A 23,049-nucleotide genomic window follows, 5' to 3' on the forward strand; every position below is an offset into this window, starting at 1 on the left:
CCAACCTTCGTCAAACCGATAAGGCCCGCATGCCGTGCTAACCGGCCGTGACGGTCAATAGGCTCTGGCGATCGCAAAGGCCACAGCCTCGGTCAGCGCGGCTTTCGCCTGTCCGTTGGCGAAGGGGCCAAGCGCGTCGATCGCGCGCTGGCCATAATGGCGGGCGCGGGCCATCGTATCGGCAATCGCCCCGGTTTCCCGCAACAGCCGCGTAGCATGCGCCAGATCGTCGTCCGACGTCTTGTGCCCCGCGATTGCGGCTTTCCAGAAGGCGCGATCGTCCGCGTCGCCGCGGGCATAGGCCAGGATGACCGGCAAGGTTACTTTGCCGTCGCGGAAATCGTCGCCGGCATCCTTGCCCATGGTCGCGCCGTCCGAATCATAATCGATCGCATCGTCGACAAGCTGGAAGGCGATGCCCAGATTTCGGCCATAGGCGTCGAGTGCCATTTCCTGCGCTTCATCCCGCTCCGCCACCACTGCCGATATACGGCAAGCAGCGGCGAACAGCGCCGCTGTCTTGGCACCGATGATATCGAGATAATGGCTTTCGTCCGTCTCGATCCGGCGCTGTGCCGTCAACTGGCTGACTTCGCCCTCGGCAATCACGGCAGACGCGTTCGACAGGATTTTCAGGACCTTCAGGCTGCCATCCTCGACCATCAGTTCGAAAGAGCGGCTGAAGAGAAAATCGCCGACCAGAACGCTGGCGCTGTTCCCCCATATGATGTTCGCGGTGCGCCGCCCGCGCCGCATGCCCGATCCATCGACGACATCGTCATGCAACAGCGTGGCAGTGTGGATGAACTCCACGGCGGCGGCGAGCTTGTGATGGCGCGTGCCGGGATATTGCAGCAACTCCGCACAGGCCAGCGTCAGCATGGGCCGCATCCGTTTGCCCCCGCCCGCTATCAGATGCCCGGCAAGCTCGGGGATGAGGGGAATACGTGATTGCATCCGATCGAGGATCACGCTGTTGACGCTGTTCATGCCGTTGGCGACGAGCGCCATGATCGGATCGAGCGACGGCGCACCGTTGCGGTCGATGGGCACTACATTTCCGGGGGACGTTGCGGTCATGACAGGAGGGTAAGTGGCGATGCGGAAGGGATTCCGCAACAGCTAATTGCCGCAAAGCATGCGCGATGGCACTTGCCACGGCGACGCGATCCGGCAAAAGGCGTCAACCGGTGCCGGAAGGCAAGGCAAGGAGCTGGGCATGGACGAAACGCTGCAACGCTATCGGCAGAGCATCGACAACATCGATGCCGCGCTGGTGTTCATGCTGGCCGAGCGGTTCAAGGTGACGCAGGCGGTAGGCCAGCACAAGGCGCGCCATGCCCTGCCTCCCGCCGATCCCGGACGCGAGGAACGGCAGATCGCGCGATTGCGGCAGCTGGCGCTCGAAGCCGATCTCGACCCCGATTTCACCGAAAAGTTCCTGCGTTTCATCATCGATGAAGTCATCCGCCATCACGAGCGCGCTCGCGACGCGTGAAGCACATCGCGGCCTTGGGTGCCTATGTGTGGCGCCAGCCCTATCTGCTGCTCGGGCTGACGATCCTGTTCTGGTCCGGCAACAGCATCATCGGCCGTGCCGTGCGCGACGATATTCCACCGCTTACCCTTGCGGCGCTGCGCTGGATCGGCGCGACAGCCATCCTCCTGCCTTTTGCCGTTGGTCCTGGTCGTCGCGACTGGCCGGTGCTGCGTGACCACTGGCAAATCATCCTCGTTCTCGGCCTGTCGGGTGTGGCGGCGTTCAATACGCTGCTGTACCTGGGTCTGGGTCGCACCACCGCAAGCAATGCGCTGCTGATCCAGGCTTCGACGCCGCCCTTCATTCTGTTGATCGCCTGGATGCTGGAAGGGCAGCGAACGTCCGTTGCGCGCCTCGTCGGCACAGCGTTGTCGATGGCAGGCGTCATGATCGTTGTCACGCAGGGGCAAGTCGAAACGCTGCTTCATCTGCGCCTGAATGTGGGTGATATATTTGTCTTGATTGCCTCGGTGCTGTGGGCTGTCTACACGGTCCTGCTGCCAAGACGCCCCGATCTGCATCCGCTGAGCTTTCTGTGCGCGACGTTCGTGGTCGGTGTCGCCGTGGTCACGCCACTTGCCGCATGGGAGCTGTCGCATGGCGCGCGGATCGTCTGGACGCCCATGGCGATCGGAGCCGCGTTCTATGTCGCGCTGTTTCCCTCAGTCATCGCCTATGTGTTCTATACGCGCGGCGTATCGCTGGTTGGGGGGGCTGTAGCAGGACAGTTCATCAACGCGATGCCACTGGTGGGTGCGTTACTTGCCGTACTGGCATTGGGCGAGCCGCTCGCCGCCTATCATCTGGTCGGCATGGCGACGATTCTGTTGGGCATTATCTGGTTCACACGAACGCAATAAGCGACCGCCCGCTTAGGCAGCGACCGGCAGACTGAGACGCACGAGCAGTCCGCCCAGGTCCTCGCTTTCCTCCAGCGTCACCGTGCCACCGTATATCTCGGCCACGTAGCGCACGATGGCAAGGCCAAGGCCGGTGCCCGGCTTGCCCGAATCGAGCCGTACCCCACGATCGAAAATGCGTTCGCGGTCGCCCTCCGCTATGCCGCGCCCGTCATCTTCCACCAGCACATCGACCATGTCGCCCGCACGCCGAACAGTCGCAAAAACGCTTCCGCCGCCATATTTTGCGGCATTTTCCACAAGGTTGCCGAGCAATTCATCCAGATCCTGCCGCTCGACGCGCACGGCCGCCGTCTTGTCGCCATCCATGTCGATGCGCACATAGGGATAGAGCCGCGCCACAGCACGCTCGACGGCTTGGAGGCTGGCCCATACTTCTGCCCGGCTCTGTGCCGAACCGCGACGGCCGACTGCCCGCGCGCGCGCCAGATGATGATCGACCTGCCTTCGCATCGTCGTCGCCTCGCGGATCACGGTGTCGGCGAGATCGGCCGCCTGGGCGGTCGCCGCGTTCATGATGACGGTCAACGGTGTCTTGAGCGCGTGCGCAAGATTACCGGCATGGGTCCGTGCCTCTTCCGCTTGCCGCTCATTATGCGCCAGTAGCGCATTCAACTCTTCGACCATCGGCCGCACTTCGGTCGGCATCGGCGCGTCCACGCGGCTCTTGCTGCCCGCACGCATCGCCACGATTTCCAGCCGTACCCGGCGCAGCGGCAACAGGCCGATGAAGGTCTGCAACACCACCATCATAATTAGGCCCGCGCCCAGCAGCGCGAAACTTTTGACCAGCGTCGACCGGAGCGTCTCGATCTGGGCGTCGAGACCCGATCGCGCCTGCGCCACCATGAACATCCAGCGCAGGTTCGATCCGGGCAGGACCACCCGCCGCTCCATCACGCGCAGATCCTCGTCGGGAAACTGTTTGCTGTCATAGACATGATATTCCCGATCGCGATGACCGGCATCGACCTTAAGGGCGCGGTCCCACAACGAGCGGGAGCGCCAATCCTCGCGGCCAGGCGCGCTGATCTGATAATAAAGCCCGCTGTTCGGCTCCAGGAACCGCTGGTCGGCCAGCGGGCGGTTGAACAGCACTTCGCCATCCGGTCCGATTTCCGCCGAGGCGATCATGGCGGTGAGCACATAGCTCATCCCGTCATCGAAATTGCGTGTAACAGCATCACTCAGCACACGATCCAGCGCGATGCCCCCACCTAGCAGCAGCAGCCCGATCCACAGAGCCGCAATGCCGATCATCCGGCGGCTGAGCGATCCGGTGGAGCGTTGTGGGCGCGCGGGGGCAGGTTCGTCAGTCATGAATGCACAGCGTAGCGGTCCGTTCGAACCGGACGAGGCATGATGTCAGCCACTCACCCGACCGGCTCATCAAGACTGTAGCCCAGACCCCGGATGGTGGTGATGACATCGGCGCCCAGTTTCTTGCGGATGCGCGTCACGAACACTTCGATCGTGTTCGAATCCCGGTCGAAGTCCTGATCGTAGATATGCTCGATCAGTTCGGTACGGCTCACCACCTTGCCCTTATGATGCAGCAGATAGGACAGGAGCTTATATTCCTGCGCCGTCAGCTTCACCGGTTCGCCGTTCAGCGTCACCTTGCCCGACCGCGTGTCGAGGCGTACGTCACCGGCCGTCAACTCGCTGGACGCATTGCCCGACGCGCGGCGGATAAGGGCGCGTAAGCGCGCGATCAGTTCCTCGCTCTGAAACGGCTTGGCGAGATAATCGTCCGCCCCCGCATCCAGCCCCGCCACCTTGTCCGACCAGCTATCGCGGGCCGTCAACACCAGAACGGGAAACGTCTTCCCATCCTTGCGCCAGCGATCGAGCACAGTCAGCCCATCGATTTCCGGCAGGCCCAAATCGAGCACCACGGCGTCATAGGCTTCGGTCGAGCCAAGAAAATGCCCGTCCTCGCCATCGGTGGCAAGATCGACGGCGTATCCTGCGCCTTCCAGCGTATTTTTGAGCTGCTGGCCCAGGCTAGGCTCGTCCTCAACGATCAACAGACGCATGATGCCCTCTTTTCTCTCTTTGTCGTATCAAAACCCGGGTCAGCGCGCCCAGCCGATGATGTCGCCGGTCCGTCCGTCCACATCAACCCAGACGACCTTGCCGTCCTTAACATATTTCAAACGATAACGGTTGGCCCCGGCATTGAACTCCGAGCCCAGGTACGTCGCGTCGCCCATTTCGGATTCGACCCGACGCTTCAGGATGGAAAAGGGCATGACATGGCCGTCGAGCATCGCCCGGCGCGCGGCATCCTGCTCGTCGCGGCGGCCCAACGCATGCGCGTCCGGCAGGGCAAAGCCGATGGACAGCATGACGGCAAGCGCAAGGGAAACGGACGACCGGGCAAACATGGACATGCGTCATGGCATAGAGAACCAGCATTGAACAGGTGGTGAATAAGCGCAAAAACAAACATCCAGCCCATCCGATCCGTCGAAAATCGTGCATATTGATCAACATGCCGACCGAATAGTCGACGGATAGGATCGGACATCCACTGGCAGTCAGGCAAGAAGGCTGTTACCTTCAGTTGATGTCTGAACCTAATTTGGCGCCTGCGCCTGGCCGTCCCGGCATTTACGTGCGCGGCACCGAAACTGTTGAAACCATTTTGAAAGCGGCGCTGGCCGTATTGATTGATGAAGGCGCGGGTGCTTTCACGATACGCAGGATCGCGGCAGCATGCGGCGTGAAGGTCGGCAATGTCAGCTATCATTTTCCGCGCAAGGAAATGCTGATTCAGGTGCTGCTCGACGAACTTGTCGACTCGTACGACAAGCTGCTGGACGATACCGTGCGCAAGCCCGGCCTTTCGACCGACGAGCGCCTGCGGCTCATCATCATTCTTTGCCTCGACGACATCGGGTCCAAGCGAACAAGCCATCTGTTCACGGAGTTATGGGCGCTTGCCAATCACAACGCCTTCGTCGCGGAACGCGTCGGCAGCTTCTATCAGAAAGTGCATGATCTCATCGGGCAATATGTCGCCGAACTCAATCCCGCGCTGTCGGCCGAGGACGTTCACAGCGTGGCGCTCTACATCAGCGCGTCGATGGAAGGTGCGACGCCCTTCGTCGGCTATCGCAAGCCCTGGGCGCACAAGATGGGTGCCTTCACGCATATCGCCGTGAAGGCGCTGGTGACCATGGTCAAGACGATCACACCGCAGGATATTGCCGGATTGACACAGCCCGAGCGATAGGAAAACATGCTGACGGGGGATAGGATGGTCTGAACGGCACAGGCGCAGCCATGCGTATTTGTTGCCGTGGGGAATGATGTCCGCCGAACGCCCAGATCAGCGCTGCATCGCAGGAGCCGGCATTGCCGCCGCCGCCCTGGCATGCCTTCAGCCCGGCATCGACCCGGTTTTTCTGACTTTGCTGACGTCTGCGGGCATCGCCGATCCCGCAGATCACGGCTGGATCGTCGGCGCAACGCAGACGGGGATGGCCATAGGCGCGGTCGTTGCGTGGCGCATGAGCGACCGTTTGCCACGCAGCAGTATAAGCTTGGCCGCCATCTGCGCCACGCTCGCAGCACTGGCAACGCTCCAAGCGGCGTCATTCTGGGCGCTGATTGCTCTGCGGACGCTCTATGGTGCTGCAATGGGGCTGATTTATACCCATGTGATGGCCGTCATAGCCGCTGTCCGCCCGACCAGCGCCTATGGGATCGTGTTCCTCGTGCAGCTCGCGCTTTCCACACTCGTGGCGCTGTTGCTTCCGCTGATGGCACACATGTTTTCGCCTTCGGTCGCCATAACGGCCTGTGCATGCGTTCCACTCGCCCTGATGGTGCTAGGGCAAGTCAGGATCGCCGATGAAACACGCCCGCCCGCCATCGATCGGACAGCAGGCCCGCAGCAGGCGACGAAGACGGCCTGGGCACTGCTTGGCGCGACTTTCTGGTTCGTCTGCACCACGATGATCGTTTGGAGCTTCGTCGGCACCTTGGCGATCAATGCCGGTATCGGCGAGACAACCATTGGCTATGCCGTCGCGCTCGGATCGGTCGCGGGCGTCGTTACTGCGGCCATAGTGGCACGCGACCGCCCTTCCCTCCCCCTGACGATCAGCGGCCCGATCGCGGGTATGGCCATGCTCGCGCCGCTTTTCATGACCTATCCAGGCCAGAACGCTGCATTCATATTGTCCGTCATTTTCCTCAACATCGGCTCGACGGCCATGGTCATCCGCTGTTCCGGCGCGGCGAGCGCAAAAGGCGGCACGGCGCTGTTTCGCCGCATGGTCGCCGCCAGCCATAGCCTTGGTATGATCGCGGGGCCGGTGATCGGCGCAACACTCGCGGCACTGCTGGGCCCTGAAGGCCTTGCGAGCGGCGCTTTGGGAACATTCGGCGGGGCCTGTCTGGCGCTGATGGCGGCAGCCCGGTGGACGCGCCTGTCGCCAGTCTTGGATAGTCAGACAGCAGACGAATCGCGGCCTCTGCGCGATGCGCCTTGGGGAGCATGATGATAGCCGACCGCATTCGCCGAAAAAATTGCTGCGCTGCATCGAATCGCTTGACCAATTCTGGACATCTGTCCAGACTTGACAACATCGTTATCGGCAAGGGACAACGCGCATAGCGTAGAGCCTGCGCAACAGGGGGATCAGGGATGAAAACGGTCGCCACAATCTGTCGGTCTTTGCCGGTTCGCGCCTTGGCGCTAGCGCTGACTCTCGCGGGGTCGAGCCTGAGCGCCGCGCCTGCCGATACCGTTGCTTCGGTCGAGCCGGAAGAAGCGAATGTCGCGACGATCCCGCCCCCGGCGCTCAACTGGTTCTATGTCGATGGCGGCTGGGGCACGACCGGCACGTCGATCTTCGATGGCGAAACCGGAAAGATGCGAGGCATGGTGGATACCAGTCATCTTTCCGACATGGCGATCGACCCCGCAGGAAAATATTACTATGTCGCCGAAAGCATCTGGTCGAAAGGCGGCCGTGGCACCCGGCAGGACATGGTTTCCGTCTACGACAGCGCCGAACTGAAGCTCCAGGCTGAAATCGCTATCCCCGAACGCATCTTGATCGGCGGACGCAAACAGACCTTCGTGCTGAGCGACGATGGCAAGATAGCGTTCGTATACAACCTCAGCCCCGCTTCGTCCGTCAACGTGGTCGATCTGGTCAAGCGCAAGTTCGTCCGCAATATCGAATTGCCCGGCTGCGCCAGCTTGATTCCCAATCCGGGCGTCGGCTTTTCCGCGCTCTGTTCGGACGGATCGCTCGCAACCGTCGCACTTGGCGGCGCAAAGCCGCAGATTACCCGCACAGCGCCTTTCTTCGCGGCGACCGACAATCCGATCTTTGACAATTTCGTGTACGACAAGAGCAAGCGCGAAGCGATCTTCCTGACCTACACGGGTGACATCTACACCGCGAAGATGGGTGCCACCCCGGTCATTTCGAAACCTTTCTCACTACAGGCCGCAGCTGGCATTCGCCCCGGCGAAACCAAGCCGCTCGATCTCAACTGGTATCCCGGTGGTGGCCAGATGACGGCGCTGCATCGCCCGACCGGGCATCTCTACGTGCTGATGCACATGGGTGAATATTGGTCGCACAAGGCGGAAGGCACGGAAATCTGGAAAGTCGATGTCGCCGCGCAGAAAGTGGTCAAGCGGATCCCGCTGAAGGATCCCATGGTAAATGTCGCGATCAGCCAGGAGGAAAAACCCCTTCTGTTCCTGAACAACCGCAAGGGTGACGGCATCATCCTGGACGGGACGACCTTCGAAGAAAAGCACAAGATCGAAAACGCCGGAAGCGGTCTCATCACCGTGGCCGAGCCGGGCTGACGATGCTGATCGACACACTCGTCGCCACGATGGCGATGGCTGCATGCACCGGCACGGGTATTATCTTCGTCGCCGCTGCGATCGGCAAGCTGCGGCATCGGGATGTCTTTCCCGGTGTCGTCGCAAATTACCGCCTGCTTGATGCGCGGCTTGTCGGCGCGGTCGCGATGCTTCTTCCGGTCGTCGAGTTGATCGTCGGCTTTGCGTTGATTGCGAACCTCTCCGGCCATGCCGCCGCGGCAGCTATCGTCCTGCTGATCCTGTTTGCCGCCGCGATGGCGATCAATATCCGCCGCGGGCGAACCTATATCGATTGCGGTTGCGGGCTGTCGCATTTGCGCCAGCCGCTCGGTTGGTCGCTCGTTGGCCGCAATCTCCTGCTCGCTGCAATGTTGCTTCCGGCGACTGCGAACACCGTGTCGCTCACACCGGCGGCCAAGGCGGTCGCTTTGGCGGCGGGTCTCGCAGTCGCACTGATATATGTCCTGTTCAATGCAATCGCGGCAGTGGATGCCCATGCCCGTTTGGCTTTCGGGAAACAGATATGATGATGACGGTTCTTGTCGTTTCGCAGCTCTTGTCCTGGGTGGGGATCTTGGCGCTGGGTGTGCTGCTGCTCGCGATCGCGCGCCAGGTCGGCGTCCTGCACATGCGCGTGGCCCCCGCCGGCGCGCTGACGACGGCGGGCGGCCCGCAAGCAGGCGATGTCTCCGCCGCCGTGGAGGCGCGATTGCTGAACGGCGTGACGACGACCATCGGCGGCCCGGCACCAGGCACTGCGCTGCGCTTGCTGATGTTCGTGTCTGCCCAATGCCCGTTGTGCAAGGGGCTTATTCCCGTCGCAAAATCCTTCGCCAGCGATGAGCGTCTTTCGCTTGTCTTCGTTGGGGACGATGATCCGGCCACACAGCAGGCGATGATCGCCCGCCATGGACTGGACGCCTATCCGTTCGTCAACGGGCCGGAAGTCGGCCAGGCTTTCGCGGTCGGCAAGCTGCCCTTCGCGGTGCTGCTCGATGCGGAAGGCACGGTCTTGTCCAAGGGGCTGGTCAACAGCCGCGAGCATCTGGAAAGCCTGATCGTCGCCCATGAAATGGGCATCCGGTCGGTGCAGGATTATATCGCCCAGCGCACCGTCGCTGCGGCCTGAACCTAGTGATTTGGGGGCCTGACATGAAAAAGTTCGATACGGACGCCATCGGCGAAACCCTGTTGCGAAAGTTCGCCGGTCGCACGTCGCGCCGGGGCATCCTCTCGCGTCTCGGCCTTGCGGTGGTGGCTGCGCCGGTCTTCCCGCTGCTGCCCGTCAGCCGCGCCGATGCGGCAAAGCCTGATCGCTCCCCCGAAGCCAAGACCGCCTTCGCCCGCAACGCGCAGACGAAGGACGATACGAAGTGCGATTATTGGCGGTATTGCGCGATTGACGGTGCGCTCTGCACCTGTTGCGGCGGCGGCATGCACACCTGCCCGGCTGGCGCAGAGCCCTCGCCGGTTTCCTGGGTGGGCACCTGCATCAACCCGGATGACGGCAAGGCCTATCTGATCGCCTATCGCGACTGCTGCGGCAAGCCTGCGTGCGGCCAGTGCGGCTGCGACAATACCGATCGCGAAACGCAGATCTACGTGCCGCAGTTCAACAACAATATCATCTGGTGTTTCGGCACGAGCAGCATGGAATATCACTGCTCCACTGCCGTTTTGGTCGGCCCTGCCGGATGATCTCGCCCTTTGGGTGCTGACATGAGACGAAGTGCTGTCCTGCGCGTTGCCCTGGCCGCAGTCGCTCTTTTAGCGGGTGTCGTACCGGTCGTTCGGGCGATATCGGGTGCCTTGCCGGAGCGCCCGCTTCCGGCTGCGATTACCGATCCGGTGCTGGCACGTTCCGACTATCTGGAAAATTGCGGCGGATGCCACGGCATCCATGGCCTGTCGGCACCGGCGCAGTTGCCTGAATTGCGCAATCGGGTCGGCTGGTTCATGTGCACGCCGGGTGCCCGCGCTTATCTCGTCCGTCTGCCGAACATCGCGCACAGCCGAATAAGCGACAATCAGCAATTGGCAGACCTGCTGAATTTCGTGGTTTTCGGTCTGGGCGGGGATAGCGTACCGCCCGGAACGCAGCCCTATACCGCTGCGGAGGTGACGCGGGAACGGCAATTCGCCCTGTCGGCCGCTTCCCTGAAAAAGGAGCGGGCGCGCTATGTCGAGGAGGCGATCCGCATGTGTCGCGCGCCCGTGGCCATGCGGCTGCTCTTTCCACAGGCCGCTGCCGACAAGATACGGCGCTAGGGCCTGCTGAGACGCTATTTTCGCAGCATGAAGGGTTGCGGATCGCTATCCCTGTGCATGTCGGCCGATGTGATGGTCACCGCCAGATCGACCAATGCCTTGACTGCGATGCTGCGGATAACCGGCATGTCATTCTGCCACGGCTTGCCATGGCCAAGAAATGGCGTGGTCCCCTCCATCGACGCGCTGATATAGAGGGCCACCAGGCGCACGTCCTGCGGCGCCAAGGCCGGATTAAGCACCTGGACGAAATCGCCGATGATGGCATGCACCCTGCGGTAAAAGCTCTCTACCCGCTCCGCGATTACCTGGTCATGATTGGCGAGCGCCCACAGCTCGGTAAACAGATGCGTCGTCCGCTTGGTCATGATGTCGTCGAGGCATAATGTAACAATGCGTTCCAGACGGTCCCGCGGCGAGAGCCCAGGCTGACGAACCCCGCTGTCAAGCACCACCTCATAGCTATCCAGCATTTCCTCCAGCATCAGTTGCACCAACACATCCTTGCGCGGGAAATGATAGCTCAGATTGCCTACCGTCATGCCGCAGCGCGCTGCGATACGCCGGAGCGAAAACGCCGATGCGCCTTCGTCGATCAGGACATCCAGTGCCGCCTTCAGGATAAGATCGACCTTCGCCGTACCGCGCGCATAGATGCCCGGTCGGCGCGCCGAAGGTTTTACAGGGTCGGCGGGCATGGCACAGTCCAGTCAAGTCATCGAGGGGACCTTGCAGCTAATGTCGCGAGGCGACCGCTTCAACCCGCGATGCGTCAGGACCAGGTACGTCGGGATAGTTATCGACCAACGACCCTAATGTGGTAATTAGCGGTGAAAGCCATTCGGCATAATGTTTCCATTGGCCCACACCATCGGTGAAAATCGGCTGGCGGACCTGTTCCGAACTGGCGGTGCGCACCGCGCGCTCCGTACGCCAGAAGGCGAGGCACCCTTCCTCGAACGGCAGACCGAGCGCAGCAAGCAGACGCGCGACTTCACCCGGCGTGTCGGCAACCATATGTTCGTAGATCACCCGATGCACACGGCCCGGCAGCGCCCGGTCAAACGCCGCCATGAGCGCCACATAGTCGCGATAATAGCGTCCAATTTCCACCAGATCATAGGAAAACGTCTGCCCACGCGCGAAATGCTGCTTCCATCCCGACAGGCAACAACCGATCGGATGACGCCGCGCATCGACGATTTTCGCTTGCGGCAGGATGAGGTGGATCAGCCCGACATGCTGCCAGTTGTTTGGCATTTTGTCGATGAAGTAGGGGCGGTCGGTCTGGCGATGAATGCGGGTGCGCTCGATATATTCTTCCCCCAGCCGCTGGCGATCGGCCGGGGTCAGCGACGCTACCATCGCCCGGAAGTCCGCAAACTCGCCTTCCTCCACACGCGATTGCAGGCGACTGGCAATCATCATCATGTCGGGCAGTTCCATCGTCCCTTCGATCTGGCTGTGGCTCGCCAGAATCTGCTCGACCAGTGTTGATCCCGATCGTGGCAGGCCCACGATGAAAATCGGATCCGGCGCGGGACATCCGCCCTCCCCGCGCTGCGCGATGAAGGCGCTGGTAAAGACGTCGGCGGCAGCGGCGACCTCGGCGGAAAAGCCGTCTGCGTCATGAAGGATCATGGCACGGCGCAAAGCATTGCCTGCCGCATAATGGCGAAACGATGCCGCATGGTCCTTGGCGTCCTCGAACGCCTTGCCCAGCGAAAAATGCAGGTGGAAGATATCGTCCCTGTCCTTCTCCGCCGTTGCATCGAGGGCGAGCAGCGCCTGTTCCATCGCCGCGATATCGTGCGCATCGAGGCTGACCGTCTTGAGATTGGCGAGGCTCCACCATGCCTCACCCATCGTCGGCTGATAGGTCACGGCCTTGCGATAGGCGTGGATCGCGTCTGCCTGCTGCCCCAGCGTCTTGAGCACATGCCCCAGATTCTGCCACACTTGGGGTTGCTCGGGATGGTGCGCAAGCAATTGCAGGTAAATGGCGCCTGCCTGTTCCTGCTGGCCAAGGCGCACCAGCACAGACGCCTTGATCATGTCATGGCCGGGACTTCTGACCGGAGAGAGGGACAATCTCTCGGCATGGTCGAGCGCCTCGCCCAGACGGTTGGTCTGCATCAGCAAGCGGATCAGAAAATCGCGCGCCATGTCAAAGCCCGGCGCCAGATCGACTGCTTGCTGGACGAGTTCCAGCGCCGCGCTCATGTCCCCCTGTCGCCACCGCGTCTCCCCCAGCAGCCGAAGGGCGGGCGGATCGTCGGGCGACCGCGCCAGCCGCGCCGTCAGCAGGGCCACGCAATCGTCGAGCCGCGCGTCATTCATGGCGATTGCCGCATCGAGCAGTTCGGGATCGCGCGACGCCGCCTGGACACCTGCCAGGTCAGCACGCCAACCGTCCTGCACACGTTTGGCTTTGCGCAGTTCAGCCGCGAGCAGGAACCAGCCGCGCGCAACCATCGGCTGCTGGCGAGTAAGGCTTTCCAGCGCATCGATGGCCCGTCGGCTGTCCCCCGCCTCGCTCGCCGCCTGCGCCAGTTCCCACAGCACCACCGGTGCATGGGGTTGTCTGCGGGCGAGCGCCGAAAGCCGCGATAGCGCCGCCTTCGGCCTGCCAAGCTGCCGCAATGCCTGACAGGCGATCACCTCGGCGGGGGGGAGCCCCGGTGCCTGCCTGAGAATCGCTTCCGCGGCGGCGAGTGCCGCATCCGGTCGGGCTGGCAGCAGAGCCGTCGCCTCCCCCAGTGCGCGGTCGAGTGCGACGCGCGTTGCCGTCATGCCGATCCTGCTCCGCCCAATGCCACACCCCCCTGTTTTCGACCCTTTCAATATCATGAACGCGATTTCGCACATGCGCAATCCTGGGCGATATCGCGGCGATCCGAAGCCGCAAATTACACTATTGACTCCTTGTTGCGTTGCGTCATTATCAAAGTTGGACGATCGTCATGGTTCCCAGAAAACCCGCGACGTCCGGGGGAATTTACACATTTCAGACGATGCCGCGCGATCGCCCGGCAGACGGAAAAACGCGCGCCATGGCAGGCAGCAGCGAAGTGCTGCGTTTGCGAAAAACAGCGCGAAAACGGCGGACGCATGATGATGCGACGCAGCTTCTACCGGTCGCGGCATGGCGCGATCGTAGAAAACGGACGGGAGGGGTCTGGTTTCTAACGAGGGGGAGTCCATCGCAATGACGAAGCTATCCGGTCGCCGGTCTCAATTCATGCGGGCCTTGTGGGCCAGCACGGTTCTTTCAGCTATCGTCGCACCAGGCACAGCACAGGCGGCCGAGGACGCAGCGGCCCAGTCCGAACCGCAGGCGGCGGTATCAGCCGACGATCCTCAGGGCGGCCTGACCGAAATCGTGGTGACCGCAACGCGCACCGCCCAAAGTATCCAGACCGTTCCCATTTCCATGCAGGCTTTGAGCGCCGACGCGTTGCAACAACGGCAGGTGAAGGGCCTGACGGACTTTGTGGCGCTGCTGCCGTCGGTGTCCTTCGAAGGCATCGGGCCTGGCCGGAACGCCGTCTATTTCCGCGGTATCGTGCCGGCGGGCGGCACCTATGCGTCGGTCGGCTATTATCTTGACGACATTCCCATCACCGAAGTCAATCTGCCCGACATCCACGCTTATGATCTGGAACGCGTGGAGTCGCTCGCCGGGCCTCAAGGCACGCTGTACGGCGCGGGGTCGCTCGCGGGCACCATCCGCCTCATCACGCAGAAGCCTAAGCTCAACACGTTCGAGTTCGGCTATGACGTCGAAGCCAACAAATATGGCAAGGGCGATTTCGGCGGACAGATCGAATCCTATATCAACGTTCCGCTCAGCGATACGATGGCGGTCCGCGCCATGGGTTATTTCCGGCGCGATGGCGGCTATATCGACAACACGCCCAACAATGGTCGGCTCAACACCGGCGCACCGGCGGTCTACACGCTGGGTGACGACAATCCGCTCACGTTCCTGAACCTGGACAATTCCGATATCGCGAAGGACGATTACAACACGATCAAGGAATATGGCGGTCGTGTGCAGATATTGTGGGAACCGGCCGACGGATGGCAGATCACGCCCCAGCTCACCGCGCAGCGACAGATCGCGAGAGGCTATTTCGGGTTCGACCCGCGCGTCGGCGACCTGGAAGTGCACGATTATGACCAGACCCGCAACGACGACAGATGGTATCAGGCTACATTATCGATCAACGGCCATATCGGCGACTGGGACATCGTTTCGGCGACCGGCTTCTTCAAGCGCAAGACCGCGACGCTCAACGATTACACTTATTACACCGTGACTTATGACGGCTTCGGTGGCGGCTACGAGAGCTATCTGCAGTTTTTCGATGCAAGCGGCTGTACCGGGTCCGGCGCGTCGCTGCGTTGCACGACGCTGCTCGATCCCACGCAATTTTATCATGCCGACAATCAGCGGAACAAGTTCACCCAGGAACTGCGCCTGACCACGCCAAAAGACTGGCCTTTCGATGTCACCTTCGGCGGATTCTATCAGAGGCAGAAGAACAAGAACAATGTCTATTACGCCATTCGCGGTCTCGACACCGCCGTTGGCTACACGGACACCTGCGCATACAGCGGACCGCAAAGTGGCTGTGACGGTAATACGACGACCTTGGCCGGATTTGGCATACCGACATCACAGGGCGGCACGATGGTCGTGGCGGCACCGGCAGTGAAAGACGACGGGTACTACATCGTCGAGAACAACCAGCTGTACCACGACTATGCGCTGTTCGCCGAAGGGCATTACGACATCACGCCCACATTGAAGATCACGGGCGGTATTCGCTATTTCTGGACCGATTATGCCATTGTTGGCTTTGCTGGCGTCCCCGCCTCGGCGCGAAACACTGTCACTTCGCTTTTTGTACCGACCGGAACGCTTGGCTGCCCGACCCCGCTGCCAGCGGAGCGGCTCCAGTGCCTCAACACCAATTTCCGGGCGGCAGACCAGACGGGCCGATACAAGGAAGATGGCGAAACTCACAAGATCGCGCTCAACTGGCAATTCAAACCTGACAAGATGATCTACGCCAACTATTCGACCGGTTTCCGCCCCGGCGGCTTCAATCGCCCATTGCGTATCCGCAATTTCGGGGAAGTCGATGTCGCGCCGTTCGAATCCGAAACGCTGACCAACTATGAGTTGGGCGTAAAAACGGTCTGGGACAATGTCTTCCGCTTCAATGCGTCCATCTATCTCGAAAAATGGAACAACATCCAATATGGCGTGGTGGTCTCCGGCGCGCAGGGCGCGGGCATAACCGGCAACGCCGGGAAAGCGGAAGTCAAAGGCGTCGAGTTTGAATCCGAGCTGAAACTGGGCAAGTTCACATTCTTCACCTCGGGCGCCTATAATGACGGGAAGCTGACGGGCGATTTCTGCAACTTTGCGCTCGACCGGACGACAAGTACGATCAGCCAGTTGGCAACGTGCCAGGTCGGTGTCGATGTGCCAAACTCCAACCCGCCGACGCCGTCGGTTGCCGCAGCCGATGGCATCCGGCTGCCCCGTCAGCCCAAGTTCAAGGGGACAGCATCGGTACGGTACGACACCGAACTTGGCAGTCTGAATGCCTATGTTCAGGGCGCGGCCCTGTATCAGACGAGCGCCACCCAAGACCTCAACGTCGATAACAACAATCAGTTGGTGTGCCCGGATGTGGCAGAGGAACGCACCCTTGCGGGTGTGTCCTGCACCACAAAGGGCTTTGTGAGCTTCGATTTCTCCGCTGGTATCAAGAAAGACAACTGGAGCCTCACAGTCTTCCTTCAGAACGCCTTCGACAAGCGTGGACAGTTGTCGACCAACACCTTCTGTTCGATCGATTTTTGCGCAAACTCCTCGCGCATATTCACGATCAAGCCGCAGTTCTTCGGTATCCGGTTCGGCCGGAAATACTGATGCGCTGAGGCATCGATGAATCCACAATCCGCCATGGTCCAGGCCATGGCGGATTGTCGACTTCTTGGCATGCGATAGCTAGCGTTTTGCCGACAGCAATATCCGCCTTACCCGATCGAGGCGTTGAGCGTCGGCTTTGGTGTCGGGCATGTCCCGATACAGCGTCTCGAAAGCCCGGGCGGCAAAGCCGGTCATCTGCGCGACGGCAAAGCTGACGCCATACAGGTTGCGCCGTTGCGGTACGCCGGGGATCGGGCGGGGATAGCCTGATGCCCGGAACAGCAGATCCTCCTCTGCTCCCGCGCCAGTGCCTTGCGACCACCGATAGCTCTCGCGCGGACAATCCCAGTCCACGTCCACCCCCAGCACGTCAGGCAAGCCGCCGGGATAGCAAAGCGTCCCTTGCGCATCGCTGGCGGCCGCCACCAGCATCACACCCGCCCGCGCGGCGCGTTCCGCCGCCTCGGCAAAGGCATTTGCATGCGCGGCATTGGTCGATCCCAGGCTGAGATTGACGATATCGGCACCGTGCATCACGCTCCAGTCGATCGCACGCAACAAGGCGAGCGCCGATGTGCGCAGGGCATCATGAAAGACCCGCACCGGCATGCAGATCGCGTCCGGTGCCTTTTCCTGAATTGCCGCGGCCACCGCCGTCCCATGCCCCAGGCGATCACTGCTGTCCGCTTGCGTCGTGCCGTCAGGCAGAATGGCAATCCCCGGCGAAAGGCAGTCGGCAATAATGTGTGGATGCGCAGCCTGCACACCACTGTCGATGATCGCGATGCGGACGCCTGCTCCCGTTGCGCCGCCGTCAGCCATGCGGGGCGGCATCGCGGGCCGCCATATGAACGCGGCCCTCCTGGATAGTGATGACATGGTCGGCCAGATCGGCCAGCGTCGGCTTGTGCGTGATTACGATGATCGTCGCGTCGGGCAGCGTCTCACGCAGGCGACTGGCGATCAGCCGCTCGGTCTCCCCATCCAGCGCGGATGTCGGCTCGTCGAGGATCAGGATGCTCGGACGACGCAGCAGCGCGCGGGCCAGCGCAATGCGCTGCCGCTCCCCGGCCGACAAGGCGAGGCCGCGTTCCCCGGTGCGCGTGGCATAGCCTTCGGGCAGACGCGCGATGAACGCATCCAGCCCGGCAGCGCGGGCGGCGGCAGCCACCTGGTCCGCATCCGCACCGGGCGTTGCAAAAGCGATATTCGCCTCGATGGTGTCGTTGAACAGATAGGGCGCCTGATCGACCAGCAGCACCGCCCGCCGCAGATCGTCGAGGCGAATGTCGCGAATGTCGATACCGTCGATGCGGATCGTGCCTGCCTGCGGGTCGAGATAGCGCAACATCAAATCTGCCATGGTGGACTTGCCGACCCCGCTGGGGCCGAGAATGGCGCAAAAGCTGCCTTGCGGGATCGTCAAGTCGACATCGCGCAACACCATGTCGCGATCGTAGCGCATCGAAACCTGCTCGAATGTCATGCCCGTGCGCACTTCGGGAAGCGGCACGGGATCGGCCCGCTCGGTGATTTCGGCGGGCGTGTCGAACAGTTCGAAGATGCGGCCCAGCGACACCCGCGCGGAAGCGAGGCCGGATGAGAGACCCATCAGCACCTGAATCGGTGCGAACAGCCTGCCGTGATAGGTCATGAACGCCACCAGTGTGCCAATCGTCATGCGGCCGTCGATGATCATCGACCCGCCATAAAGGATCACGGCGGCGGTCGATGCGGTCAGTATCGCGCCCGGCAAGGCACCGGTCATGAAGGAAGCAAGCTGCATCCGCAGCATCGCGCCAATGAAAGCGTCATTCTGGCGCTTGAACCGTGCTACTTCATGCGGTCCCGCCCCCAGCGATGTGACAACGCGCATGCCCATCACCGTGTCGATCAGCAGGCTGCCCAGATCCGCGCCGCGCTCGCGCATTTCGCGGGTCAACGTCGTCAATCTGCGCTGAAAATGCACGAATGTGAGGATGCAGGCGGGGATGAGCACCGACCCGACGAGGAACAGCCGCCAGTTGAGCCAGAGCATCATTACGACGGCACCGAAAAGGAAAAGCAGATTGCTCAGCACCGACAACAGCGTGTCGGCCGCCACCCGCTGCACGTCGCTGACGTCGCTGTTGAGCCGCGACATGATGTCCCCCAGCCTGAATCCGCCGTAGAAGCGCGGCGAAAGCGTCTGGAGATGGCGCAACAGGGCGACACGTATGTCGAAGAGCATTGCAGCGGACAGTTTCACATGCCGGTAGCTGGCAAGCATGTTGACGCCGAACCCGCCCAGCGAAACGACGACCATCAGCCCCGCAACCCACAGCAGGGCGTTCATGTCCTTGCGCAGCAGGCCCTGGTCGATCATCAGCTTGGACAGATAAGGCTGCGCCAGGCCCAATGCGGTCGACAGAAGGCTGATGAGCAGCACCACGACGAGCGCCCCTGCATAAGGCCGCAGATAGGGCAACAACCGCCGATAGGTCGACCATTGCGCGATCGGCGTCGATGGGTACGGCGCGGCGCTTTCGGTCATGCTACCGCTTCTCGCGACACCAGGGCAAAGCCGCGCAGCACATATTGTGGTTCGGGCGTGTGCGCGAGGCGCGCGGTGCACCATTGGTGGCCCTGCGTCAGCGCCGTCACCTGCGCCTGCCACCATATTCCCGTCCCTCCGCTCTGGTAGAAGGGAATGCAGAGCGCCAGATGACGGCGCATCGCCGCAAGCAGCATCGAGTCATAATGGTGGCGCAACGCCTGCGGATCGCCCCCTTGCGCAATCGCGACGAGCACCGCGGACGCCAGTATCGCTTCGCGTACCGCCTGCGCCGTGCCGTCCCCACAGATCGGATCAAAGGCGAGCGCGGCGGTGCCGCCCGCGAGCCAGCCGTCGCCGGCAAGCGCGGGCAGGATGCGCGGGCAGGTGTCGAACGTCGCGCTTTCCGTTTGCACCGCATGGCACAACGGCGCGACATGGCGGCTCTGACCAAGCAGGAGCGCGAGCGGCGCGCCGACCGCGAGCAACCACGCCGGGCCATCCCCTCCGCCGATCAGGAACAGCCAGCCATCGTCTACGGCCTCCACCCAAGAGGCCGCCTCCGGCGCGTTCACTGTTACAGCGACAGCCGTTGCGGCACGGGCGCCGAAGCGATGCGTTTCGCCCGAGGGAAAGGGCGGTGCCATATGCAACGTAAAGTCAGGATGGGCCCTTTGGGTTGTGCCACTGGGCAGGGGCAACGCCGCTGCCATATCTGCTTCGGAAATCAGGACGCCCCCTTGCGGCACAAGCGCAAGTCCCGAGCCGCCCCAAGATACGCGACGATGCGTGATCCGGGGCCGATCAGTGAACAGCGAAGAATCCCCAAACACATCGCGGATCAGTGCCAGCGCCGGATCGCTCAGCAATATGGCAGGGACAGCTTGACGCACCACGGGATCGATCGTGACGGCTACCCCGGCACGCCTCAGCAAATGCGCGCAACACGCCGCCGCTATGCCACTGCCCCTGATCCTGACGTTCATGCTACCCGACTTGGTGATGGTTCACCCGAACCTACACCAATATGGCATTGTGTCACGACACGCCCGCCTCACGGCACCACGACCATACCCGCGCCGGTGGTGTCGTTGCCCAGATCCCATGTCTGTTCCAGCTTCAGCGTCTTGGCATCATAGACTTCGACGTCGTAGCTGGCCCCGTAGATATACAGCTTTTTCGCGTCCTGAGACATGCCGAACTGAAACCGGGACCGGCATTCGAACTCGGCCTTGTCGACCAAGGTCGTGGTCGCCATGTCGAAGCGCCAGATTTCGCACCTTTTGTTGCCCAGGGTGCCGTTGGTGACGACAGTGTACGCATCCTTCCCGTCCGGCGTCACCTGAAGACCGGCCATGGACGCCGGGGCCGGGCCGATCGGCGTGAACGCGAACGCGCGCTTGGCGAGATCGAACCGCGCGACGCCGAATATCTTGTTATGCACATAGGGATCGGCCGCGTTGAACAGCGAGACATATTGCCCCGGCGTGCGGATCGCCTCCACGCCACCCCCGAAGCCGACGTTTTCCATGCCCGTCGTTTCCGGCTTTGACAGATCGATGCGATCAACCACTTTCAGGTCGGCGACGTTGATGACGAAAACCTTGTCGCGGAACAGATAAAGCGACTTCCCATCGTCGGACACCATGAATGTGGTTCGCCACCCGCCGTTCGGGCCAGGCTCATCCTGCGCTTCAATCTCCGCGGTCCGCACAATCTTTTTCTGTTGCAGGTCGATGACCGCATAGCGCGGCTTGCCAACAATGTAGCGGTCGATCTCTTTGTCCATCTGCGTCGCGATGGTGTAAAAATAGCGACCGGTCGGATCGGGAACGCCGCCGTTGAAGCGATAGCGTGTCGTGGGCGTATTGAGGCTGAACTTGTTGACGACTTTGCGTGTCGCGACATCGATGACTTCGATACCGCTGGTCGTGATCGTGGTGGTGTAGATATATTTGCCGTCGTTCGACAGGCGCATGCTGGTAGGCAATCCCGTCTCCAGCTTGATCTCGCTGGTGACGGCCCCCTTGCTTTCGTCGAACACGATCATCGCATTGGGATAAGATCCCATGAACAAGGTGCCCGCCTGCGCTGGTGCGGACAGCGCGACCAAGGACGTCGCGACGGCACATAGGCCCGCTGCCAATTTTCGGCGAAACATGGTCATGCCATCCCCCCTTTTCGCCATCATGGGAACACCAGATCGAGATTGCGCCAGTCCTTCGCCGCTGTTGCACAATTGCTGGCCCAGTCCGGCGAATAGTTGACATGGTCGGGCACCTGCACCGGCCAGAAGCAGGTGACGTAACAATCGTAGATGTCCCGCTCGACAGGTTGGCACAGGCCGGCCGTTCCACCACCGGCGTCCACTTCCCAACCGGGCGAGAAGGAAAGCGAGCAACCCAGCGGAACATGCGGCCGAGGTGCCTGCTGCAACGCGACGACATCCTCTTGCGCCAGCGACGTGACCATATCGTCGATCCGCTGCGCTTTCTTGTTGAGCGGCTTGAGATGCTTCATGACTGCGCCTTTCGTGCGGCAAAGCGTTCAAGAAATTGGGGATTCTGGACACTGACAGCGCCATAGATACGCAGGCAGGTATCGGTCCAGTCGCGGATCCAGTCGCAATAATGCAAGTTGGCGTGGCCAGTGTCGCCATAACGAACGAAGGCCTCATGATGACACCCGCCCGCACAGAGCGGTCGCGCCCAGCATGTCTGGCAGTCGTATTTGGCGTCCACATGCCCCTTCGACAGGAACTCGCCCTGCTTCTGCTTGTCGATGCCCGTGGAGATATGCCCCAGCGTATGCGTGTCGGCATCGGTAAAGCGGTGACACGGCGAAATGTCGCCCGATGGCCCCACGCCCAGCAGGCCGATTCCCGCGCCACAGGGATGCGACTTATTGACGCCCTGGATCAGTTCGCTGATCGTCTCGCTGACGTTCGAGAAACCGTGCATTTCCCCACGCAAGGCATATTCCAGCCATTCGTCGGCGAGTTGATGAAACTGCGCCAGAACGCCGTTCATGCCGCCATCGTCGAGAGAATAGGCCTGATTGTCTGAGGCCGTAACCGGCGCGAACCCCACTTCGTGGAAGCCAAGGTCATCCTTGAGATGGCGATAGATGCGGATAACGTCCGTCACCCCTTCGGTCAGGGTGACGCGGGCGGTGATCGCGCGGGTGCGATGATTGGCGATCAGCGCGCGCAAACGCGGCTCGATCACGGCATAGCTGCCCTTCCCGCTTTTGTAGACGCGACGCTTGTCCTGAAGGTCGGGCGGGCCGTCCATGCTCACCGTCACGCCAATCGCATTGTCAGAGAGAAACGCAATGATCTCGTCGGTCAGCAAAGTCGCATTGGTGGTAAGACTGTAGCCGACCGTCACGCCACGTTCCGCGCCCTTTGCATTGGCGTATCCCACGACATCGCGGAGCAGCGGAAAGTTCATCAACGTTTCGCCGCCGAAGAAGGTGATATGCACGGCCTTGCGGCCGCGCGCCTCGGCAAGCAGGAAATCGACCGATTCCTTGGCCGTTTCCAGCGACATATATTTCTTCTTGCCCGCAGGCGTCGCGATCTTGTCCGCACCGAACTCGTAGCAATAAGTGCAGGCCAGATTGCACTGGTTGGTGATGTTGAGCACCAATGCCTGGAGCGGGAAGTCCTTGGGCGGGGCCGACGGTGCCGGTGCGGGCCGCGCATCATCGGTTACGATCACCTGCGCCTGCCGCAATTCATGAATCATCAGGTCGGCGTCCGACCGGCTGTAGCCACCCTCCACAAGATGGTCGATCAGGGCATCGTGAGAGAGCGGACGGTCGCCCAGGCGCGTCAGCAGCGTCATCGCTGCCGCGTCCAGCTCGAACATCGCGCCTGCCGGGACGAGATAAATGAAATCACGCCCTTCGGCGGCGAACGGATGAAACTCGCCACGACGATAGCTATGCTGGATTGTCACGGTCATGGGC

The 23,049-nt window shown here is 61.7% G+C and carries 23 protein-coding genes; 11 read left to right on the plus strand and 12 right to left on the minus strand.

The genetic code is table 11. The features are described 5' to 3' along the window. Positions 1 to 54 precede the first annotated feature (54 nt). The gene (locus ENE74_RS11380; protein WP_127691042.1) at positions 55 to 1,080 is read right to left on the minus strand and encodes a polyprenyl synthetase family protein; all 1,026 of its coding nucleotides are present in this window, start codon (positions 1,078 to 1,080) and stop codon (positions 55 to 57) included. A 139-nt stretch (positions 1,081 to 1,219) separates the two neighbouring features. Here ENE74_RS11380 and ENE74_RS11385 point away from each other — a divergent pair, with 139 nt between their 5' ends. Next, on the plus strand, positions 1,220 to 1,498 hold the full coding sequence (locus tag ENE74_RS11385; RefSeq protein WP_127691043.1) for a chorismate mutase: 279 nt from the start codon (positions 1,220 to 1,222) through the stop codon (positions 1,496 to 1,498). Next, a complete protein-coding gene (locus tag ENE74_RS11390) occupies positions 1,495 to 2,400 on the plus strand; it encodes a DMT family transporter (RefSeq protein ID WP_241241950.1) in 906 nt (301 codons plus the stop codon). The genes ENE74_RS11385 and ENE74_RS11390 overlap by 4 nt, the downstream gene beginning before the upstream one ends. 12 nt (positions 2,401 to 2,412) lie before the next feature. Here ENE74_RS11390 and ENE74_RS11395 read toward each other — a convergent pair whose 3' ends face one another. The 3 genes from ENE74_RS11395 to ENE74_RS11405 all read right to left on the minus strand — a co-directional run bounded on the left by ENE74_RS11395 (position 2,413) and on the right by ENE74_RS11405 (position 4,811). Beyond that, entirely contained in the window at positions 2,413 to 3,720 is a 1,308-nt protein-coding gene (locus ENE74_RS11395) for a sensor histidine kinase (protein WP_127691189.1), read from the minus strand. A gap of 113 nt (positions 3,721 to 3,833) precedes the next feature. Continuing rightward, complete coding sequence (locus tag ENE74_RS11400; RefSeq protein ID WP_127691044.1) at positions 3,834 to 4,499, minus strand: response regulator transcription factor; 666 nt, start codon at positions 4,497 to 4,499, stop codon at positions 3,834 to 3,836. Positions 4,500 to 4,538: 39 nt separating this feature from the next. Continuing rightward, on the minus strand, positions 4,539 to 4,811 hold the full coding sequence (locus ENE74_RS11405) for a PepSY domain-containing protein (RefSeq protein WP_420902589.1): 273 nt from the start codon (positions 4,809 to 4,811) through the stop codon (positions 4,539 to 4,541). Between the two features lie 221 nt (positions 4,812 to 5,032). Here ENE74_RS11405 and ENE74_RS11410 point away from each other — a divergent pair, with 221 nt between their 5' ends. From ENE74_RS11410 to ENE74_RS11440, 7 genes are all read left to right on the plus strand, one after another. Further along, positions 5,033 to 5,701: a TetR/AcrR family transcriptional regulator gene (locus ENE74_RS11410; protein WP_241241952.1), complete on the plus strand. Its 669-nt coding sequence runs from the start codon at positions 5,033 to 5,035 to the stop codon at positions 5,699 to 5,701. Between the two features lie 73 nt (positions 5,702 to 5,774). Beyond that, on the plus strand, positions 5,775 to 6,974 hold the full coding sequence (locus ENE74_RS11415) for an MFS transporter (protein ID WP_127691046.1): 1,200 nt from the start codon (positions 5,775 to 5,777) through the stop codon (positions 6,972 to 6,974). A gap of 191 nt (positions 6,975 to 7,165) precedes the next feature. Further along, on the plus strand, positions 7,166 to 8,305 hold the full coding sequence (locus ENE74_RS11420; protein ID WP_241241953.1) for an amine dehydrogenase large subunit: 1,140 nt from the start codon (positions 7,166 to 7,168) through the stop codon (positions 8,303 to 8,305). A gap of 2 nt (positions 8,306 to 8,307) precedes the next feature. Next, positions 8,308 to 8,853 (plus strand): MauE/DoxX family redox-associated membrane protein, encoded by a 546-nt coding sequence (locus tag ENE74_RS11425; protein WP_241241954.1) that lies wholly within the window; start codon positions 8,308 to 8,310, stop codon positions 8,851 to 8,853. Next, positions 8,850 to 9,455 (plus strand): thioredoxin domain-containing protein, encoded by a 606-nt coding sequence (locus ENE74_RS11430; RefSeq protein ID WP_241241955.1) that lies wholly within the window; start codon positions 8,850 to 8,852, stop codon positions 9,453 to 9,455. Before ENE74_RS11425 ends, ENE74_RS11430 begins: the two co-directional genes overlap by 4 nt. A 23-nt stretch (positions 9,456 to 9,478) precedes the next feature. After that, the gene (locus tag ENE74_RS11435; protein WP_127691048.1) at positions 9,479 to 10,024 is read left to right on the plus strand and encodes a methylamine dehydrogenase light chain; all 546 of its coding nucleotides are present in this window, start codon (positions 9,479 to 9,481) and stop codon (positions 10,022 to 10,024) included. A gap of 21 nt (positions 10,025 to 10,045) precedes the next feature. Beyond that, complete coding sequence (locus ENE74_RS11440; protein WP_127691049.1) at positions 10,046 to 10,594, plus strand: cytochrome c family protein; 549 nt, start codon at positions 10,046 to 10,048, stop codon at positions 10,592 to 10,594. Positions 10,595 to 10,608: 14 nt separating this feature from the next. Here ENE74_RS11440 and ENE74_RS11445 read toward each other — a convergent pair whose 3' ends face one another. After that, positions 10,609 to 11,292, minus strand: a complete 684-nt coding sequence (locus ENE74_RS11445) for a TetR/AcrR family transcriptional regulator (protein ID WP_127691050.1) — start codon at positions 11,290 to 11,292, stop codon at positions 10,609 to 10,611. Positions 11,293 to 11,329: 37 nt separating this feature from the next. Further along, a complete protein-coding gene (locus tag ENE74_RS11450) occupies positions 11,330 to 13,387 on the minus strand; it encodes a tetratricopeptide repeat-containing sulfotransferase family protein (RefSeq protein ID WP_127691051.1) in 2,058 nt (685 codons plus the stop codon). Between the two features lie 55 nt (positions 13,388 to 13,442). Here ENE74_RS11450 and ENE74_RS18250 point away from each other — a divergent pair, with 55 nt between their 5' ends. Both ENE74_RS18250 and ENE74_RS11455 read left to right on the plus strand, forming a co-directional pair. Beyond that, a complete protein-coding gene (locus tag ENE74_RS18250; RefSeq protein ID WP_164847454.1) occupies positions 13,443 to 13,709 on the plus strand; it encodes a hypothetical protein in 267 nt (88 codons plus the stop codon). A 126-nt stretch (positions 13,710 to 13,835) separates the two neighbouring features. Next, positions 13,836 to 16,544, plus strand: a complete 2,709-nt coding sequence (locus tag ENE74_RS11455; RefSeq protein WP_127691193.1) for a TonB-dependent receptor — start codon at positions 13,836 to 13,838, stop codon at positions 16,542 to 16,544. Positions 16,545 to 16,622: 78 nt separating this feature from the next. Here ENE74_RS11455 and qhpE read toward each other — a convergent pair whose 3' ends face one another. The 6 genes from qhpE to peaB all read right to left on the minus strand — a co-directional run bounded on the left by qhpE (position 16,623) and on the right by peaB (position 23,045). Next, entirely contained in the window at positions 16,623 to 17,366 is a 744-nt protein-coding gene (gene qhpE, locus ENE74_RS11460; RefSeq protein ID WP_127691052.1) for a subtilisin-like serine protease QhpE, read from the minus strand. Further along, a complete protein-coding gene (locus tag ENE74_RS11465; protein WP_127691053.1) occupies positions 17,359 to 19,077 on the minus strand; it encodes an ABC transporter ATP-binding protein in 1,719 nt (572 codons plus the stop codon). The genes qhpE and ENE74_RS11465 overlap by 8 nt, the downstream gene beginning before the upstream one ends. Next, entirely contained in the window at positions 19,074 to 20,012 is a 939-nt protein-coding gene (locus tag ENE74_RS11470; RefSeq protein WP_241241956.1) for a hypothetical protein, read from the minus strand. The genes ENE74_RS11465 and ENE74_RS11470 overlap by 4 nt, the downstream gene beginning before the upstream one ends. Before the next feature lie 119 nt (positions 20,013 to 20,131). Next, positions 20,132 to 21,244, minus strand: coding sequence for a YncE family protein (locus tag ENE74_RS11475; RefSeq protein ID WP_241241957.1), 1,113 nt, complete (start codon positions 21,242 to 21,244; stop codon positions 20,132 to 20,134). A gap of 20 nt (positions 21,245 to 21,264) precedes the next feature. Beyond that, entirely contained in the window at positions 21,265 to 21,597 is a 333-nt protein-coding gene (gene qhpC, locus ENE74_RS11480; protein ID WP_127691055.1) for a quinohemoprotein amine dehydrogenase subunit gamma, read from the minus strand. Continuing rightward, positions 21,594 to 23,045 carry a quinohemoprotein amine dehydrogenase maturation protein gene (peaB, locus tag ENE74_RS11485; RefSeq protein WP_127691056.1) on the minus strand — a complete coding sequence of 484 codons (1,452 nt, stop codon included), beginning with the start codon at positions 23,043 to 23,045 and terminating at the stop codon, positions 21,594 to 21,596. The genes qhpC and peaB overlap by 4 nt, the downstream gene beginning before the upstream one ends. Positions 23,046 to 23,049 lie beyond the last annotated feature (4 nt).

The organism is Sphingobium algorifonticola, from assembly GCF_004005485.1.
In the GTDB taxonomy this organism is placed as follows: Bacteria; Pseudomonadota; Alphaproteobacteria; order Sphingomonadales; family Sphingomonadaceae; genus Sphingobium; species Sphingobium algorifonticola.

What these genes read in the sequence shown, in the direction of transcription:
- ENE74_RS11380 (WP_127691042.1), bottom strand. Translation starts at nt 1,080, where the DNA reads ATGACCGCAACGTCCCCCGGAAATGTAGTGCCCATCGACCGCAACGGT.
- ENE74_RS11385 (WP_127691043.1), top strand. Translation starts at nt 1,220, where the DNA reads ATGGACGAAACGCTGCAACGCTATCGGCAGAGCATCGACAACATCGAT.
- ENE74_RS11395 (WP_127691189.1), bottom strand. Translation starts at nt 3,720, where the DNA reads ATGATCGGCATTGCGGCTCTGTGGATCGGGCTGCTGCTGCTAGGTGGG.
- ENE74_RS11400 (WP_127691044.1), bottom strand. Translation starts at nt 4,499, where the DNA reads ATGCGTCTGTTGATCGTTGAGGACGAGCCTAGCCTGGGCCAGCAGCTC.
- ENE74_RS11405 (WP_420902589.1), bottom strand. Translation starts at nt 4,811, where the DNA reads ATGCTGTCCATCGGCTTTGCCCTGCCGGACGCGCATGCGTTGGGCCGC.
- ENE74_RS11410 (WP_241241952.1), top strand. Translation starts at nt 5,033, where the DNA reads ATGTCTGAACCTAATTTGGCGCCTGCGCCTGGCCGTCCCGGCATTTAC.
- ENE74_RS11415 (WP_127691046.1), top strand. Translation starts at nt 5,775, where the DNA reads ATGATGTCCGCCGAACGCCCAGATCAGCGCTGCATCGCAGGAGCCGGC.
- ENE74_RS11425 (WP_241241954.1), top strand. Translation starts at nt 8,308, where the DNA reads ATGCTGATCGACACACTCGTCGCCACGATGGCGATGGCTGCATGCACC.
- ENE74_RS11430 (WP_241241955.1), top strand. Translation starts at nt 8,850, where the DNA reads ATGATGATGACGGTTCTTGTCGTTTCGCAGCTCTTGTCCTGGGTGGGG.
- ENE74_RS11435 (WP_127691048.1), top strand. Translation starts at nt 9,479, where the DNA reads ATGAAAAAGTTCGATACGGACGCCATCGGCGAAACCCTGTTGCGAAAG.
- ENE74_RS11440 (WP_127691049.1), top strand. Translation starts at nt 10,046, where the DNA reads ATGAGACGAAGTGCTGTCCTGCGCGTTGCCCTGGCCGCAGTCGCTCTT.
- ENE74_RS11445 (WP_127691050.1), bottom strand. Translation starts at nt 11,292, where the DNA reads ATGCCCGCCGACCCTGTAAAACCTTCGGCGCGCCGACCGGGCATCTAT.
- ENE74_RS11450 (WP_127691051.1), bottom strand. Translation starts at nt 13,387, where the DNA reads ATGACGGCAACGCGCGTCGCACTCGACCGCGCACTGGGGGAGGCGACG.
- ENE74_RS18250 (WP_164847454.1), top strand. Translation starts at nt 13,443, where the DNA reads ATGAACGCGATTTCGCACATGCGCAATCCTGGGCGATATCGCGGCGAT.
- ENE74_RS11455 (WP_127691193.1), top strand. Translation starts at nt 13,836, where the DNA reads ATGCGGGCCTTGTGGGCCAGCACGGTTCTTTCAGCTATCGTCGCACCA.
- qhpE (WP_127691052.1), bottom strand. Translation starts at nt 17,366, where the DNA reads ATGGCTGACGGCGGCGCAACGGGAGCAGGCGTCCGCATCGCGATCATC.
- ENE74_RS11465 (WP_127691053.1), bottom strand. Translation starts at nt 19,077, where the DNA reads ATGACCGAAAGCGCCGCGCCGTACCCATCGACGCCGATCGCGCAATGG.
- ENE74_RS11475 (WP_241241957.1), bottom strand. Translation starts at nt 21,244, where the DNA reads ATGACCATGTTTCGCCGAAAATTGGCAGCGGGCCTATGTGCCGTCGCG.
- qhpC (WP_127691055.1), bottom strand. Translation starts at nt 21,597, where the DNA reads ATGAAGCATCTCAAGCCGCTCAACAAGAAAGCGCAGCGGATCGACGAT.
- peaB (WP_127691056.1), bottom strand. Translation starts at nt 23,045, where the DNA reads ATGACCGTGACAATCCAGCATAGCTATCGTCGTGGCGAGTTTCATCCG.